Raw genomic sequence first — 18834 nt, forward strand, 5'->3', positions numbered from 1 at the left:
CGATCCATCATGTAATTATATGCATCTATCAACCTTCTAATGGATAGTTACCAATGTCTGTTAAAATCCTATGCCTATACGTTAGATAGACAGGAAAGCCAAAAGTAAAACAAGAGATGAATTATTTTTCGTAACTTTTCTAACAAAACTTTGATAGAAGTCATATATATGCTTTCCCTCAACTATTATTTTACAATTACTTTTATTCTTTATCTTCTACTCTCCCCTATACATACAAAGGCACAGACACCTTTCGATCCTATTCACCGTTCCTCTATTAATATAAAATATCTGGAATTTCTGGTCAAGACTCAAGTCGACAGTGTTCGCAGAACCAAAGGTCTCTATCCTTTAATATCTGATAGCATCGCTTATCTGGCAGCTCAGGATCAAGGAGAATATCTAAAAAACAAACCTTCTATAGGTCACTACCAAAGCTCTGCAAACAAAAAAACACCACAAGACAGGGTCAATTTTTATGGTGCCAGCAACTACCTTACAGGAGAAAATGTTCTCTCCTATCCTCTGGAAAACACCTATATTGAGACCGCTCGCAAAATGGTAAAAGGCTGGATAAATTCTCCAGGACATTACAAAAACATTATCACTCCGAGCTATCAGATTACAGGTGTAGCTATTGTGCCTCACCAAAAAAACGGAAATCTGATAGCTGTTCAGGTATTTGCCAAAGTACTATTCAAATATACCTTTGAAACCAACAAATCTTTGTTTCCATATGATACAATAAGAGCACATATAGAAAAGCCCTCTCAAAATAAGTATGACATTACAAACAAAAAAGAAAAGCTTCCATGGAAATTAAAACCTATCAAAAATGAGATTACTCAGTCCAGTGAGTTAGCCAAAGCTGTATTCAAAGATCAGCTTGATCTTCGTCCCAGTTACCGATCAAATGAAATCTTCCTCTACTCATCTACTCCGGAAGCTTTAAAGAAATTGGTAAAACGTCGTAAAGACGGAATCACAATCGAATTCATAGACTATGAACCTTATCATTGTGGTAATCCTGCTTATTATACAGCATCAAGCAGACGCAACAACAATTCTTCTATCTCAGGACAAATAGTAAAACCTGTATATAGAAAAACACTTCTTAGTGATCTAAAGAAGCAAAAGCAGGTATTCAAAAAAGAGAAACGTAAGAAGTTAAAACCATTACGCTTTCAATTTTCAGCAGCAGCCCGGCAAAAGAAAAAAATTATTCGGACAACCAGATGGCAACTAGATGAAACAACTATCAAGCTAGGTGAGTGGTCTCAGGCAGATTCAGGAATGTATCTGATCCCCAATTTTCTCCTTATCCATAAGAAACGTATCCTTACACCCATTTATTTTTCTGATGCATGTGGAGATTTTCTATTTACAGATACGGTACATGTTGAAACTAATTTTTTAACTCCTCATTTCACAACCTTTGTTCCTGAAGAAAAAAGTTTTGATTTTAAGGTTCCTTTTACACGCAACAATACATATCCTGATTCTCTAAAGATGATAGCGATCCGGGATACTCTCCTTAACTACCAGATTGATAGCATACAAATCACAGCATTTGCATCTGTAGAAGGATTAAACGAACTAAATGAAAAACTTTATCATACCAGAGGAGAGAATATTATCACGTATATACGTCATTATACTGACCAGAAAACCCATATTCAAATCAAGACAGGTGAAAACTGGCCTTTATTTTATACCCAATTACGAGGTACAGATTTCGAATTCTGGAAAACATGTACCCGAACAGAAATTAAACAAGAACTACAGAAATCTGCAGTTTTAACATTTTGGGAGAAAAATCTCAATGAACAACGTAATGCAAATGTACATGTAAAAGCCCACGTATGGGTACGAGATACACTTATTTACCTTCAGAAATATCAAAAAAAGGAAGATTTCAGAGAAGCAGCTAACATACAAAATTACTACTATCAGTTGTGGCAACAACATCGTTTACCTACAGACTCATTACTGTGGGCCGTAAATTATCCTAATCGAAAAGAGTATAGCAATCTGATTGCCAATACTCTTGCCTTTGAGTATCTGATTTATGCTAATAATGGACGCTTAGCCCCTAAAAACAGAGACAGACAGTGGAAGATCATAAAGGCTAGTTTGTCAATGAAAGGAATCACACCTGAATTACGTTACTATGCGATCTGCTTTATGTTGAACAATACCAGCTATATTATGGGTCAGGGATATGGAGCGGAAAAGATTCTGAAACAAATCAGATACTTATCTACCAATAACGCATATAAAACTCGGGCACAAAAATTAACGATCGTATACTATCTCCATATGATTCCCGAGTATGCTCGCAGGGGCCAAAGAAAGCAAGTAACAGAAGGTGCAAAGATTATCTATAGGTATTACCAAAATAAACCCGAAATTGTAAAAAGTCGGGATAAGTCTCTTACTCTTGCCAATTTCTTCATACACATCATGCAAGAAGAATATGCAGTGAATATTCTTATGGATTATTTGAGCCAAACAGGCTTTGATGGATTAATATACTCTCAATTTCTAAAAATAGCCTTTGTGCATCCAGACTATCAGGTTAACAGAGCCTATACTCAATTATTGATTGAGGCAAAGAAGAAATTAACTCAGGTACAGTGGTGCGATTTATTTGTTGGAGAATGTCGTATCAATTTTCAGATTTTTGATGATGAAGAGCTCAGAAACCTGTATTGTGAGTCATGTGCTGAACTAGGTAATGAAGCGACCCGAAAAACTAATTCTAAAACCAAATAACAATCCGGAAACACCTATTGGATCAGTTACAATAGATTCTTCAACAAGATCTTATTATCTATGAAGGATTAGAGTTGGTATGTTTATAGTCCTTCAATGTTCTTTCTTCTTCCGGAATCTGAGCTGTTGTTTTTGATATTGCTATCCGCTGTGATTGATAGATGCCACTATGCCCGCTAAAATAATAAGCAGTGAAACAAGCTATGCTATAATAAAGAATATATTCGCCACCAAACAATTCCACTCCCATCAGTGTGCATGCCAGAGGTGTATTGGTAGCCCCTGCAAAAACAGCTATAAACCCTAATCCTGCGAGTAAGTCTACTGGTGCTCCCAGCCATACAGCTAATGTGTTACCTAAGGCTGCCCCTATAAAAAATAAAGGAGTCACCTCTCCACCTTTAAAACCCATTCCTAAGGTAATAGCAGTAAAAATCAGCTTCCAAAGCCAGCTCCATGTAGTCACCCCCTGCAAGTGAAATGCATTTACAATAGAAGCACCATCAGCAGTACGCGCCACTACTCCTAACCCCAGATAATCATCTGTACCTACCAACCAGGTAAGTCCAATAATGAGTATACCTCCAATTACAGGAATCAGCCATTTTTGAGAGCCAAACCTATTGGCCTGTTGCTTAATGGCATGAGACAACTCTGCAAATAAATAGGCTGCTAGGCCAAAGAAAATACCTGAAATAATTACTTTGCCAATCAGTAGGAAATCTAAAGAAATGTATGGCAAAAATATCTTAGAATTTTGAGAATAAGAGATGGAATAATGTGTATGATGAATACCCCACGCAGAGCATACAACATCAGAGAAAATACTGGCAATCAAGCAAGGAATCAAAGCATAATATCGAATACGTCCTATTGCTAATACTTCCATGGCAAATATTGCTCCAGTTACAGGCGTACCAAACACAGCGCCAAATCCAGCAGCAATACCACATACTAACAGGATGCGAATATCAGTACGATTTAATCCAAACCATCTCCCCAGCAAATTAGCCATGCTTCCTCCCATTTGTACCGCAGTTCCTTCCCTGCCAGCCGACCCACCAAAAAAATGTGTAATTAAGGTTGATACCAATACTAAAGGTGTCATACGTGCAGGAACACCTCCACCCGGCTGATGAATTTCATCTATAATCAGATTGTTGCCAGCTTCTGCATTCTTTCCTGAAAACTTGTATAAGAAATGGATAAAAATACCCGCTATAGGAAGAAAATAAAGCATCCAACCATGTCGCCAGCGATAAAAAGTAGCGTTATCAAGTAGCCATAGAAACAGTGCGACAAATGTACCTGTAATACACGCCAATGGGATTACTAGCACTGTCCATTTCAGTAAGTGTTTAATGATAGACAGTTGTTCAATTTCTTTTTTAACTAAATACATCTGTCACAAAAATAATTAACAATCTGATATACCATATAGCTACATACAATCATTTCTAAAGGCTACTTCTTTTGAAAAGTTATTCTCTTAGATGAAGCCTCCATTTCATTAATTTTATCTTTCTTCTTAAAAGAATTTATCTATTCTATAACAACAACTCAATAAAGCCCTTTTCAAACTTTTTTTGTGGTATTCATTTTTTATCGTATATTATTTGTTACTTACAGAAATATAACTTACTGATTAGCAATAACCTAAAAGTTGTTTTTTTTGAGCAGCTATACATACATTCGGTTCGGTTTGATTCACTAACATATTCACGAAGATGTACTCGCGCTTAGCCTCCTTACCTACAGAAACCATTCTGGAACAGGCTCCCATCGGGGTGCTTGTTTTACAACTGGAGAAAAACAATGACCCTTATTCATTTCGAATTACATACATGAATAAAACCAATGCGAACTTTTTAGAGAAAAATCAGGAACTAATTATAGGCAAAAGACTGATAGATATTCTTCCGGATGTTAGTTCAGAGTTTCTTTTAAAATGCATGAATGTGTTAGACCAAAAACAAGCAGACTTATTAACAAATGTCTCCAGAAAATCCACACTCGATCTGAAATTTTATAATGTACACATTTCACCAATAGCGACAGATACTGTAAGTGTTTTTTCTGAGAATGTTTCCGATTTGCGATCTATAGAACAAGACCTTTATCGAAGTAATAATATATTTCAGAACCTGGTCAGAGAAGTAGAGGATTATGCGATTTTGATATTGGATCTGGAAGGAAACATATTAAACTGGAATATAGGTGCTGAAAATATGAAAGGCTATAAAGAGGATGAGATTATAGGAAAAAATATTCAAGTTTTCTATCCAGATGAAGATAAAGCATCTAATCTACCTCAAAAACTATTGGAAGAAGCAAAACAAAAAGGTAAAATAGAACATTCCGGATGGCGTATCCGAAAAAATGGTTCCCGTTTCTGGGCTAATGTAGTACTTACAACTATACATGATAAAGAAGGAAAGGCAACCAACTTTATCAAGGTGGTACGCGATCTTACTCAGCAACAATCTACTAATGAATCTTTACGAAAATCAGAACAAAAATTCAGATCAATACTGGAGGCGGCTCCAGATGCAATGGTTATTGTTAACCAAAATGGCATTATTGAATTAAGCAATACCCGAACAAAAGATTTATTTGGATATGAATACCATGAATTAATCGGTCAAAAAGTAGAAATCCTTCTTCCAGAACGATATGCTTCTACCCATGAACATCACAGAAAGGACTATGAACAGAAACCAAGAGTGCGTATGATGGGCAAGGGAATTGAGTTACAAGCTCGTTGTAAAGATGGAAGTTTATTTCCAGTAGAAATTGCACTAAGCCCTTTACATATAGAGGAAGGAGTATTTACTGTTGCAGCTATACGGGATATAACAGAAAACAAGAAAATATGGCAACAATTGCAGGATGTGAATACAATACTAGAGAATAAAGTACAGGAGCGAACAGATGAATTGGCGAAGCTGAATAATATGCTGGAAGATAAAGTCAGAATACGTACACAGCAACTGGAAGCAAGCAATCTTGAACTGGAATCTTTCAGCTATTCTATTTCTCATGATCTCAGAAGTCCACTAAGAGCAATTGTTGGGTATAGCAATATTTTACTGGAAGATCATTACAAAGAATTAAGTGAAGATGCAAAATCAGTAATTGATATTATTATCAAGAATACGAACCGGATGGGACAGTTAATTGATGATATTCTGGAGCTTTCCCGTATTAGCAAACAGGAAATAGGACTAGACACTGTTGATATGGAGATGTTGGTACAAGAAGTATTTCAGACACTCATCAAAACCGAATCTCCTTCACGCATTATTCATTTTAAACTGGATGCATTACCTCCTACCACAGGTAATACGGTCATGCTCCGACAAGTAATTATAAATTTACTATCCAATGCATTAAAGTATAGCAGGCCTCGTACAGAAACTCATGTCCATGTTGGTACTACTCTCATTAAAAATGAACAAGTATATTTTATCAAAGATAATGGGGTAGGGTTTGATAGCCGGCACCATGCCAAGCTATTTGAGCTTTTCCAGCGTTTACATAAAAGCACAGAGTTTGAAGGCACAGGGGTTGGGCTAGCCATTGTACACAGGGTTATTCAGAAACATAGAGGAAAAATATGGGCTGAGAGTACTTTAGGGGAAGGCTCATGCTTTTACTTTACACTTCCACCTTAAGCTATATCTACAAATAATAACCATCACATGGTATCTTTACTCTGTTAACTTCATACCATACTTTTATATATCTCTTACAAGGCACATTATTTGAACTATATTTCCAAATATAACCATCAAATAATCAAACACATTCGCCATATTTAAATTCAAACTTTCATTAATTCAAAAACTTCAAATGCTTATTCACTATACAAGTATGGAAGTATTATATATAGAAGATACACCTGAAGATGCAGACTTAGCTCTAAGATCTCTAAGAAAGCACAATCTGGTTAATGAAGTTAAATTGCTTGAAGATGGGCAAGCTGCCTTAGACTATCTTTTTGGAGAAGGAGAATATGCTTCTTCCGGCAGAGGTAAAATTCCCCGATTAATGTTATTGGATCTAAAACTCCCAAAAATAAGTGGTTTGGAAGTTTTAGCTCGTATGAAAACAGATGAGCAATTAAAACATATTCCCGTTGTTGTGTTAACATCTTCTAATGAGGATGTTGATATAAAAAAAGCATATGCTTTGGGAGCCAACAGTTATATTGTAAAACCTGTCGATTTTCAAAACTTTGCAGAAGCCATACGACAAGTAGGCCTCTACTGGCTTGTGTTAAACGAGCCGCCTTCCAACACATAGTTTTATAAATGATCTGAAGAATAGAATCTAGTATAAGATCACTTGAAATAAGCCTTTTACAAAAGGTATGTTTATCACTTTAAACTCTGTAACTTATATTTATAGTAAGCAACAAAGTTTAAAGCGATAAATTTAATATATAAAAATCTAAAAATCAGGTTATTACACAAAAGTCCATCTACTCCAACCTTAAAAACATTCAATCAAAACTAATTTTTCTTGGTTGCTTTTCTTTTCTTATTAAATTTTTATTACCTTTTATAGCATAAAATCTCTACCAGAATAATTTATTTTTAGAATCAAACCAACAAATCCATCCCAGTTAAACCTGAAAAAAATCAGTATTTTTTAATTTCTGATAAGCATTTTCTATTAGTAAAGTATAACATTTTTCTAAGTCCTTTATGTATAACATTAATTACTTAAAGGTTAAAATACAGGAGCAGATAAATAATATTTCAGATCTATAGTGTATCCACTTAACAATCTGTTCAGATGGAAGTACTTAATCATATCTTGCTTATAGATGCAGATGATGCCAGTAACCTCATTACTAGAATTATGTTAAAAAAGGCATCTGTCGCAGAACATATCCATACAACACGTAATGGAGAAGAAGCGATTACACTTTTATCACATACCAACATTGTTTTTCCTGATCTCATTTTACTGGAGATCAATATGCCTGTTATGGATGGGTTTGAATTTCTTTCCTATTGGAAAAAAAATAATTTTACAGGGAAATCCAGGATAGTTATCTATACCTACTCTGCTCGTACAGAAGACATTTCCTATATGTGTCAATATAAAGATGTAGTAGGATATCTGGAAAAACCAATTAATAATACTCAAATCACCAAACTAATAAATCTTGTACATAACCATAGCAATTATACTCAGGATAGTAACACAGACATTCAGAGAATCTACCTGTAATCAGACAAAGAGCAAAGCAATCCGATGAAAAAATCTCTTCTGATTCTACCCCATTTTTATATGTACATAGTCATGGGGATTGCTCTAGCTACTCTGACTGGCTGGCATTTCAACATTGATCTCTTACGAAGAGTTATTCCTGGATTAGTAGCTATGAATCCGACAACAGCAGTGCTGTTTATCTTTTACGGAATTGCCTTTATATGCATCCAATCAGCATCTCACTTTTATCAAGTCACAGGAATTATTTTTCTGGGTCTGGTGATATGTATCAGCGGTATCAAAATAACTCAATATATAGCAGATATACCCAATGGAATAGATAGTATTTTATATAGTGATAGTCTCAAAGAAGACATAAAGTACAATACTCCCAATAGAATGTCTATTATAACAGCTAGTAGCTTTTTAGTCAATAGCATCTCATTATATCTGTACACCAAACCAATTCTTCAGAAACGATCTCTTGCCAATTATCCATTAGCCATAGGAATGTTTATTTCCCTATTATCTGTAATAGGTTATATATATCGGGTAGATATTAATTATTCTGTATTACAGCGTTTTCCAATGGCTCCAAATACCGCATTAAATTTTCTTTTCATTGCCATTGCACTACTCTTGTCTCAAAAAGATACTGGTTATATGAAAGAAGTATTTAGCCCATATACAGGTGGGGTACTAGCACGGAAACTCATTCCTTCTATGATTATTATTCCTGTAGGCATGGGATTACTATTACTGGTAGGTTCCTGGACACGTTTGTATGGATCTGACTTTCGAATAGCTCTTCATACACTAGGAGTAATTACGCTTATGATTGCAGTGCTGTTAAATGTGATACGTTCACTAAACCATACGGATGAGGCACGTGTTTTAGCAGAATTTGAATTAAAAAAAGCAAAGGAATTAGTTGAAGACCACTTAAGAAAGCAGGAGGAAAGTGCAAGAGAAATAGCAGAGTTCTCTTATGCAATCAGCCATAATCTCAGAACTCCCTTACGGGCAATTAATGGATATACAGCCTTATTGAAAGAAAAGGAATATATTCATATAGATCAGGAAAGTACCCATATGCTGAATATCCTTCAACAGAACACATGGAAAATGGGACAGCTTCTGGATGATCTGCTAACCTTTATTAAAATAAGCCGTACTCCAATCTTTTATAAACAGATTGATCTGAATGTACTTGTAAAACAGGTATTATCAGATCTGAATAAGTTTATTAAAGACTCTTCATCTATAGCTATCGATACATTACCTAAGGCAAGAGGCGATTATGAATTACTTCGTCTGGTCTATCAGCATTTGTTATCTAATGCAATCAAATATTCCGAACCCAAAGATTCCCTCTCTCTATATATAGGTGCTTATAACCTACATGAAACAACTGTATACTTTGTGAAAGATCAAGGATGTGGTTTTGATATGAGGCATTATGACAAACTTTTTGGTTTATTTACACGCTTACACCAAGAGCATGAGTTTCAGGGGTTAGGTATTGGACTGGCAGTTACTCAGCGTATCATTCATAAACATGGTGGACAAATATGGGCAGAATCTGAGCCAGGCAAAGGAGCAGTTTTTTATTTTACACTGGAATCACATCAATAGATCAGTATAAATCAGAGTCAGTTGTATTATATGTATACTTTAACAGGTATAGTCATTTACCATTTGTACTTTTTATCGTATATATATCAAAATTTCATTTTTTCTGAGCATTCAACGTTAAAATTTGAGTCCTTTCACGTATTAATCTCCTAAACGTAATGGCAAGACTAAATTACATTCTAATTGTAGATGATGATGAAGCCAGTAATTTGATTACAAGGTTGTTTCTGGAAAAAGCAGATGTTACAGATCAGATTCATGTACGCATGAATGGTGTTGAAGCTGTGGCATTTATTATGCAACATATGAATGCACTACCAGAACTTATTTTGCTTGACATTAATATGCCTCTCATGGACGGTTTTGAATTTTTGCGACGCTGGAAAGCAAATGGCATGACAGGAAAGTCTAAAATAGTAATGTACACAAGTTCAGGACGTGAAGCGGATATAGCCCATGCCAAACAATATGAAGATGTAGTTGCCTATATAGAAAAACCTATGAGTATGGCAAAAATAAACCAGTTACTGGATGCAGTTTTTGGTCAAAACAGATCTGGAAGCTGACAATTCAAGTAAACGTTTTGAAAGCAACAGGTTCTTCAAAACGTTTACTACCATTGAGTCATACAATTAAATTGGTATTGGTATAGATACTTGCATTTTTTCACAACATTTCTCATGAAAAAGCAGTTATTTTGAAAAATAAACTGAATGCTTTTTTCATGGTTGACATAACTGCTTCAACATCAAACAATAATACATTGTCTAAAACAGAGACCTCCTCAATTCATACTGGAGTTCTTCTGGTACAACTAGGCACTCCCGATAGTCCATCCGTATCTGATGTACGTAAATACTTGCGAGAGTTTCTGATGGATGGCAGGGTTATAGATTATCCCTATATCCCTCGTTTTCTACTGGTCAATGGCATTATTACTACATTTCGTGCTCCTAAATCGGCCAAGGTTTACCAGAAACTATGGACAAAGCGTGGCTCTCCTTTAAAATATTATAGCGAAGACGTAATACAATTATTACAACAGCAACTTGGTGATGGGTATAAAGTTGTACTAGGCATGCGCTACCAGAATCCAAGTATTGAAAGTGCATTAGAAAAGCTAAAAGATAGTGGGCTTGAAAAAATTGTTGTAATTCCTCTCTTTCCTCAATATGCATCAGCCACCAGTGGCTCTGTACACCAGAAGGTAATGGAACTTGTTCAGGACTGGCAAATTATTCCGTCTCTACATTTCATCAGTTACTTTTTGGATCATCCCAAATTTATTGAAGCATTTGCAGAAATTGGAAAACGCTATATGCAACAAGATAGCTATGAGCATTATGTATTCAGTTATCATGGACTGCCTGAAAGACAAATACGCAAAGGAGATGCCTCCGGAATGACCTGTTTCAAAGGTGATTGCTGTGCTTCCTGGCATGCGGGCAATAAACAATGCTACCGTGCACAATGTTTTGAAACTACCCGTCGATTGGCAACTGCGTTGGGTATACCGGAAGATAAATATACAGTATGTTTTCAGTCCCGGTTAGGAAAAGAAATCTGGGTGCAGCCTTATACAGAAGATATAGTAAAAGATTTGGCTAAACGGAACATCAAAAAAGTGCTTGCCTTCTCTCCTGCTTTTGTAGCAGATTGCCTTGAAACCACTATAGAAGTGGGAGAAGAATATAAAGAGCTATTTGAAGAACATGGTGGAGAACACTGGCAATTGGTTGAAAGCCTAAATACACATCCACTCTGGATAGAGTTATTAACAGATCTTGTTAAGAAACAAAATTAACCTCACATTAGGCCTCTGATTCATTCAGAGGCTTATATTTTGATTCTACTTAAGAAATAGCCCAGGCATTAGTTTAACTATTTTTTCAAAAAATCACCATTTTCAGATATTATCTCTATGTTTTTGTAACATTACAATACAGCAAGATAATTTTACAGCCTACTACAAAACTAAAATGAACGAAAATATCATTCAGAATACAACAGAAAACCAGTTTGAGCTTGCCATGGAAGGCAAGACTGCTATTGTAGAATATGTGCTATCTGGTGATGTCATCACCTTTTTACATACTGAAGTTCCTCCACAATTGGAAGGCAGAGGTATAGGTTCTACTTTGGCAAAATATGTATTGGAATATGCGAAGGCCAATCAGTTGAAAGTATCCCTGCAATGTCCTTTTATCAGATCCTATATTGATCGGCATCCGGAGTACACTTCACTCCTACTGCAACAGCCACATTAAGAATAAAGTCATTATCTAATTTTTTGTATGAAAAGATACCTGGTTATATTCCTTTTCATCTGTACTACAGGATTCCTTGCCTGTAAATCTTCAAAATCGGGTTCTACCAACACATCTGCTGATGATAATAAGATAGAAGTTGTTTTTCTTCAAATGAATGATGTCTATGAGATTTCACCATTAGAAGGAGGAAAAACAGGTGGACTCAGCAGGGTAGCTACTATTCGCAAAAAACTGGCAGCAGAAAATCCAAATGTACGTTGTGTGATTGCTGGAGACTTTCTGAACCCTTCAGTGGTGGGAACCCTCAAATACGAAGGTCAGCGCATTTCTGGCAGACAGATGGTTGATGTTATGAATACAGCAGGTGTCGATCTGGCTATTTTTGGCAATCATGAATTTGATCTTTCTGAAAGCGATCTGGAAAAACGCCTAACAGAATCTCAATTTCAATGGATATCGTCCAATGCATGGCATAAAACAGCCAATGGATTAACTCCCTTCACCAGTGGCAGTACCCATGAACCCATGCCTGTAACCCGGATTCTTGAATTTAAAGATGGTGATGGCACTCAAGTTCGTGTTGGCATGATAGGTCTTGTAATCGACTCCAATCCCAAAGACTTTGTACAGTATGATGCCCGCTATTTTAACATAGCACGCAGACTTGCCGACTCATTACAATCACATTGCGATTATCTGGTGGCTATTACACATTTAAATGTTGCAGATGACCTCGAACTTAGTAAACAAGTTCCTGGCCTTCGCCTAATTATGGGGGGACATGATCATGATCATATGTATCATCAGGTTGGAGAATCGTTTGTCGCGAAAGCTGATGCGAATGCCAAAACAGTATATGTTCACAAACTATTGTATGACAAGTTACAAAAGAAACTTACCATACAATCACAACTTGTTCCTGTGAATGCTACTGTCCCTATGGATTCCACAACGCAACTTGTAGTAGACAAATGGACAACTATTGCAGATCGTAGTTTTAATGAGTTAGGCTTCTCTCCTAATGAAGTATTGCTGGATACACAGGAACTGCTGGATGGTAGGGAAAGTAGTGTAAGACATCATGCAACGAATCTCACTCAATTAGTTACTCAATCTATAGCTGTTGCAGCACCTAAAGCAGATGCAGTTATACTAAATAGTGGCTCGATTCGTATTGATGATCAGTTGACAGGACGTATTACCCAATACGATATCCTACGTGCTTTGCCTTTTGGAGGAAAGATTCTGGAAGTAGAAATGAATGGCGGATTATTAAAAAAGATTCTGGAAACCGGAAAAGGCAATGAAGGAAGTGGAGGCTATCTCCTCTATCATCAGATAAGCTATGATGAATCGAAAAAAGAATGGATATTAAAACAAAGATCTATTGATAGCCAGAAGATATATCGTATTGCTATATCTGATTTCCTGCTTACAGGTCAGGAAAAAAATCTGGATTTCCTCTCATCTAAAAATCCGGATATTAAAATTGTTTACACTCCGGAAAAGAATGATCCAAAAGATCCTCATAATGATGTACGCCAGGCTATTATCGCCTATCTACGGACAAATAAAAAATAAAAAATCTCTCCTTCAGCTCTGAAGGAGAGACCCCAAATCTCTGATTATTTTTATTATTCTGCTATCTGCTTGTTGCCTTCATATAAGTAGGCTTTTAACTCATCTGCAATCTGCAAGCAAAGTTGTTCTACACGCTGAGCAGAAATATGTAAGGCTTCCATATCTTTTTTCTCTACTGCCAGTAATGCCAATCCTCTCTTAATCTCTGCTATCAGTTCATTGGGTTCAAAGTAGTGGAAAGTAGGTCGCATCTTATGTTCAAGGCGACGGAGCTTCACATAACTCATCTCTGTCATAATCTCACTGTATACAGCAGATAACTCATTCACAGCTTCAATACACTTTTCAACAAGTTCCTGCTTAAAATCCGGACTGTCAGTTGTTAGTTCCTCCAGCCTCTCAAAACAAACAAGAGAAGGGTCTTCAACCAGTTCGGCAGCAATCATGGGCATATGTGGTTCTACCTCCAGATCCTGCACTTCCTCTGCAAAGCGAAGAATCTTACCATATAATTCACTTGGATTAAATGGTTTGGAAATATACTCATTCATTCCAATCTCCAATAGCCGGCTCTTCACATCACTCATCACAGAGGCAGTTAGTGCAATAATTGGTAACTTTTTGAAGTAAGGATCTTCCAGCGCTCTGATTTCCAGTGTAGCATCATAACCATCTTTTTCTGGCATCTGAAGATCCATCAATACAATATGATACTGCTTTGTCTTAATCTTTTCAATAGCCTCAACTCCATTCAATGCATAATCAGGTATAATCCCCCACTGGCTCAAAAACTTAGTAGCTACCAGCAAGTTAATTTCGTTATCCTCTACCAATAATAATCGAATATGGCTTAAGTCACTGAAAGTATTTGTAGTATAAGCAGACAAATAACGCTTCTGTTGTGCTTTTCCTTTTTTCAAGCGTAAAGTGAAATAAAACTTAGATCCTAATCCTTCTACACTGGTTACCTGAATATCACTACCCTGCATCTGGAGCAAACGTCTGGTAATAGCAAGTCCCAGCCCTGTTCCACCAAACTTGCGTGTTGTATCACTGCTGGCTTGCGTAAAGCTCTCAAAAATAAACTCTAACTTATCTGCAGGAATACCGATACCAGTATCACTCACTGCAAAGTCAATATCTGCATACTCCTCTGTTACAGCATTTACTTTCGCTTCAATACGTACCAATCCTCTATTGGTAAATTTGATTGCATTACTTACCAGATTATTAAGTATCTGACTAATACGAACAGGATCTCCTATTACATTCTCCGGCAATCCCTCCTCCAGAAATACATCCAGATCAATATCTTTTTCACTTGCTTTGTGTAACATAGATTGCTCTATACTCACAATCAGATCTTTCAGTTTAAACTCAACTTCTTCCAAATTGATTTTCCCAGCTTCTATCTTACTATAATCAAGAATATCATTGATCAAAACTAACAGGTTATCAGCTGAGAACTTTAGAATATTCAGGTTTTCAATCTGATCACGACGTGGATCTTCCTGAAGTAACAAATGAGTAATTCCAATTACAGCATTCATAGGAGTCCTAATCTCGTGGCTCATCATAGACAGGAAGTTTTGCTTTGCCAGTGCGATGTCTTCTGCTTCTTCTTTTGCCTGAATCAGACGTTGTTCCTTATTTCGCTGTTCTGAAATATCAGTAATGGTTCCGATCACCCCCTGTACGCGTTGTTTTGGACTTTTTACAGCCTGGGCATAAATTTCGACCCATTTGTATCCTCCATCTTTAGTCAAATAGCGAATCTGATGTTTTGTAAACTCACACTCCTGACGATTCACTGGCTGGAAATGCTCCATATCTAGTTTGCGGTCATCAGGATGTACAAATTCTGTATAGAGTTTTCCAAGACTTTCTTCCACTGTAAACCCAGTAGTAAGACTCCATGCCGGATTCAGGAAAATAAATTTACCTTCCCGGTCAATCTGGAATACTGCTTCCGCAATGTTGTCAACAGCAGAACGATATTTCAACTCACTCTGTTGCAGTTCCAACTCAGCAGATTTACGTCCGGTAATATCCCGCGCAATTACACGTATTGTTTTTACAAGGTCACCATCATATTCAATAGTGGTATTTTGTCCCAACCAGATTTCTTCTCCACCTTTTGTACGTACAGGAAACTCTGTATAAGGTATTACTGAACGCGTTTCTTTTTCTCTCAGGTAAATATCTTCCATTTCCCTGCGATACTCTGTTTTTACAATGTTCCAGAGGCGTTTCTTAGCAAAATCGTTTTTAGAATATCCGAGAATTCGTTCTGCAACAGGGTTCACATAGGTGATATTCCAGTCTGCATCCATTTCGTAGATGATATCTTCTGCGGTTTCGATCAAGGCCTTATAACGAGCCTCACTCACTTCTAATGCCTTAAGATTTTGTTTTTGTTCGGTAATGTCTTTTGCAACGCCCATCAATAAGATAGGTATTCCCTGCTCGTCTCGTTCAAATACCATCTCCTGAGCATGTAACCATACATAATGTCCAAATTTATGGCGAACACGATACTCTATTGGAAAAATCTCATTATCTCTAGCCAAAGCAACTTCACGATGCAATGACAACACAGCAGGCATATCATCTGTGTGAATCAATTCCGTCAGGAACTCCCCATGCATATCCTGAATCTCTTCTGTAGAATAGCCTAAAACATTAGATATTTGCTTGTTGGTAAAGACATATTTCAACTCCAGTAAGTCAAACACATACAATACATCAGGCATTGCTTGTGTTACAGAACGGATGAATTTTTCTTTTTCTTCAATCTTATGAGCATCCTTTTTCTTTTGAGCAATCAATGTGCGTTGTTTCAGAAACAACTCTTCCAGCTTTAATTGGGCTTGCTCTGATTCATAGGTTTTTTCTTCCAGCTTCTGGTTTTGCTCTTCCAACTCCTGCTTTTTCTCTTCCAGTTCCAGATTTAACTCATTCGTTAGAATAGTAGTATCCATCAACTGGCTAAAGTAAAACTGCATCTTTCCTATTATGGGTTTATATAAAAACCATCCAATAAGTCCTAAAACAATACAAAGCAAACCAAGCAGGGTAAATTGTATCCGTTGTAAATATATAATCTGCTCTCTAAGTTCCTTATCATATTGCAATGTAATAGCAGTCATCCTTTTTTGATAAACCGGCTCATTTTTCAACAATACAGCAACTGCCTCTGACAACTGATCTGAAGAATATTTCTCAGGATGAACTAGTTTCTGTGCCTGATAGTAGATAATCTTGAATGGTTCTTCTGCACTTTCGAAAAGTTGATCTGCCGCTTCGCTCTTTGCGGTAGTTGTGCCTATACGAACATCTCCATACTGTAAGCCAATCTGAACCCGATACCACTTGTTCACCAGTTGGTTTAAGCTACCAGCTTGTCGTGCAGCATGTCCATTATGGGTTTCTTTTGCAACAAGTTCTGTGATATGCGCAATATCCTGTCCATTAACTCGCTGTCGTTCAACGAGTCCGATAATTTGGCTAAGACGGGCATTATCCTCCAGTATGACTTGTACATATATATGGCCCAACAGAGTAATTAACGCGATCAAACACAGGCTAAAGATAAAAGTCCGTTTGACGTGTTGCGAAAAACTACGTATAGGATTGCGCATTCGAGTAGAAGCTAGTTTAATAAATAATTAATAAGATAAAAGTAGTGGGACATATCTGAAGGAAAAACTCACACTTACAGGAAACAGGTTGTCTGTAATGTTCCATAACAAAAGTCATAATTTGGCACTGGAAACATTGCTTGAAAGTAATTTTCAATCTGTAAATATTCTCCTGTTAAAAACAAAAGAGCTGTAATACACAATGTATTACAGCTCTTTTGTTTTCCAAAAATCTCAGAGAGGTAATCTAAAGTCCATCAATCTTAATATCCAATTTGCCTTTAGCTGTCACCACAGCAACAATTGTCTCCGGAGTAATAATAACATCTCCAGGACTAAACTCTTCCAGTGTGCCATTCAGAGAAATACCTTTCATTAACTGCTTATTTTCCAATTGTGCCTGAAGATTCTTTTTAGCCAGTTCTAATTGAGACTTTAAAGGGATCTTTATATTCTCCTGCATTTTTTTGACAAGTGTACCATGTGCCAGCCAGTTAGCTGCTTTCACTAGCCTATCCTTTGTATCCAATGAAAAATCCATATTTTTTAACTCAATGGATTGAGTTTGTGGATTAAAATAAGGTTTACCCACCAAATACAAGGTCCCGTCCAGACTGCCAGTAATCCCTGTCTTAATCACCAAGTTGCTGCCATTACCATATAAATCCAGTGATGTAATGGTAATTTTCCGACTTCCGTTCTGGAATTCGAATGTTTTGCCTACCAATTCTGATGTAGCTATTTGTGTAGCTGCCTGATGTGAAATTTCTCCGGTAAGTCCCAACTGAAAATCTTCCTCAGCTTGCTCATGTATTTGTAAAGCAGGTAAAGGGGTCAATGAAGGAATAACTGGTTTCTTTCCAATCATTGTCTCTGTATAAGCTTTAATTCCTATCTGTGCTTTTACAGTTGTTTCATTTGACAGCAAGGGAGTCATCCAAACTTCCAGAGGAGTCACTTTGACCCATGCATCATATTGCTTGGATACTTGCAATGGTTGCTGTATAGCTTGCCACACTTGCTGAACATACGTCTTTAATGCCAGTTGCTCTTTTAACTGATTATCCATCTGACCTGCAATATTTTGTTGCTCTCTATCCAGGATCTGGCTAATAATACCTGTAATAGGTATTTCAATGAATCCCAACCGGACATAAGGCTTTTCAATCCATTCGTACCCATCAGCCATAGTAGAAGCTACTACCTGCCAGTCTGAATTTACATGGAGTGTAGAAACAAACCGGGCATTTAAGGCAAAGGTTGTTTCCTTATAGGTAGTTATTCCTAATACCTTGATCCCTTTCTTTGCCCATATTTTTAAAGGTACAGTAATTCTAAAAACCTCACTTCCCGATTCTATCTGAATAGATTCCCGCTTCCAAACCTTAAGTAACAAATCATCCTTTCCATTGTCATCCAGGCTATTGTCTTCAAAAATCAAATCCTTAACCTGAGTATTTATCTGACGTTCTATTTCTACTACAGAAACTGTCACAGGAATATTTACCACAGAGATCAATCGGGGAATTGTCACCTGTGTATCTGTATATTTTTCTTCTGGCTGCCTTGGTTCTAAACGGGCTGGCTTACATCCCCAAAATAAAACAACAGCAACCAATAAGATAACTATAACGAAACCTAAAATGCGTAGTGTCATATCCATTTATAAAAAGACTACAAAAGTAATACCTAACGGAGTATAAAATATG

At 36.7% G+C, this 18834-nt stretch carries 12 protein-coding genes; 9 read left to right on the plus strand and 3 right to left on the minus strand.

The features are described 5' to 3' along the window. The first annotated feature begins 168 nt into the window (after positions 1–168). Positions 169–2775, plus strand: a complete 2607-nt coding sequence (locus QNI15_RS26420; RefSeq protein ID WP_314034585.1) for a CAP domain-containing protein — start codon at positions 169–171, stop codon at positions 2773–2775. 58 nt (positions 2776–2833) lie between these two features. Here the strand turns inward: QNI15_RS26420 and QNI15_RS26425 are convergent, their stop codons facing one another. Continuing rightward, positions 2834–4177 (minus strand): voltage-gated chloride channel family protein, encoded by a 1344-nt coding sequence (locus QNI15_RS26425; protein WP_314034587.1) that lies wholly within the window; start codon positions 4175–4177, stop codon positions 2834–2836. Positions 4178–4502: 325 nt separating this feature from the next. Here QNI15_RS26425 and QNI15_RS26430 point away from each other — a divergent pair, with 325 nt between their 5' ends. From QNI15_RS26430 to QNI15_RS26465, 8 genes are all read left to right on the plus strand, one after another. Further along, a complete protein-coding gene (locus QNI15_RS26430) occupies positions 4503–6449 on the plus strand; it encodes a PAS domain S-box protein (protein WP_314034589.1) in 1947 nt (648 codons plus the stop codon). Between the two features lie 199 nt (positions 6450–6648). Continuing rightward, positions 6649–7080: a response regulator gene (locus tag QNI15_RS26435; RefSeq protein WP_314034591.1), complete on the plus strand. Its 432-nt coding sequence runs from the start codon at positions 6649–6651 to the stop codon at positions 7078–7080. Between the two features lie 495 nt (positions 7081–7575). Next, entirely contained in the window at positions 7576–8016 is a 441-nt protein-coding gene (locus QNI15_RS26440; protein WP_314034593.1) for a response regulator, read from the plus strand. Between the two features lie 24 nt (positions 8017–8040). Further along, positions 8041–9633 (plus strand): sensor histidine kinase, encoded by a 1593-nt coding sequence (locus QNI15_RS26445; protein ID WP_314034595.1) that lies wholly within the window; start codon positions 8041–8043, stop codon positions 9631–9633. A gap of 158 nt (positions 9634–9791) precedes the next feature. Then, complete coding sequence (locus QNI15_RS26450) at positions 9792–10199, plus strand: response regulator (RefSeq protein WP_313986373.1); 408 nt, start codon at positions 9792–9794, stop codon at positions 10197–10199. Positions 10200–10357: 158 nt separating this feature from the next. After that, the gene (gene hemH / locus QNI15_RS26455; protein WP_314001742.1) at positions 10358–11437 is read left to right on the plus strand and encodes a ferrochelatase; all 1080 of its coding nucleotides are present in this window, start codon (positions 10358–10360) and stop codon (positions 11435–11437) included. Positions 11438–11612: 175 nt separating this feature from the next. Beyond that, positions 11613–11900, plus strand: a complete 288-nt coding sequence (locus QNI15_RS26460) for a GNAT family N-acetyltransferase (RefSeq protein ID WP_314001741.1) — start codon at positions 11613–11615, stop codon at positions 11898–11900. A gap of 27 nt (positions 11901–11927) precedes the next feature. Continuing rightward, positions 11928–13484: a bifunctional metallophosphatase/5'-nucleotidase gene (locus tag QNI15_RS26465; protein ID WP_314034597.1), complete on the plus strand. Its 1557-nt coding sequence runs from the start codon at positions 11928–11930 to the stop codon at positions 13482–13484. Positions 13485–13537: 53 nt separating this feature from the next. Here the strand turns inward: QNI15_RS26465 and QNI15_RS26470 are convergent, their stop codons facing one another. Both QNI15_RS26470 and QNI15_RS26475 read right to left on the minus strand, forming a co-directional pair. Then, a complete protein-coding gene (locus tag QNI15_RS26470; RefSeq protein WP_314034599.1) occupies positions 13538–17125 on the minus strand; it encodes a PAS domain-containing hybrid sensor histidine kinase/response regulator in 3588 nt (1195 codons plus the stop codon). A 247-nt stretch (positions 17126–17372) separates the two neighbouring features. Then, a complete protein-coding gene (locus tag QNI15_RS26475) occupies positions 17373–18782 on the minus strand; it encodes a DUF4403 family protein (RefSeq protein WP_314001735.1) in 1410 nt (469 codons plus the stop codon). Positions 18783–18834 lie beyond the last annotated feature (52 nt).

Source organism: Xanthocytophaga flava (genome assembly GCF_030068545.1).
Taxonomy (GTDB): domain Bacteria; phylum Bacteroidota; class Bacteroidia; order Cytophagales; family 172606-1; genus Xanthocytophaga; species Xanthocytophaga flava.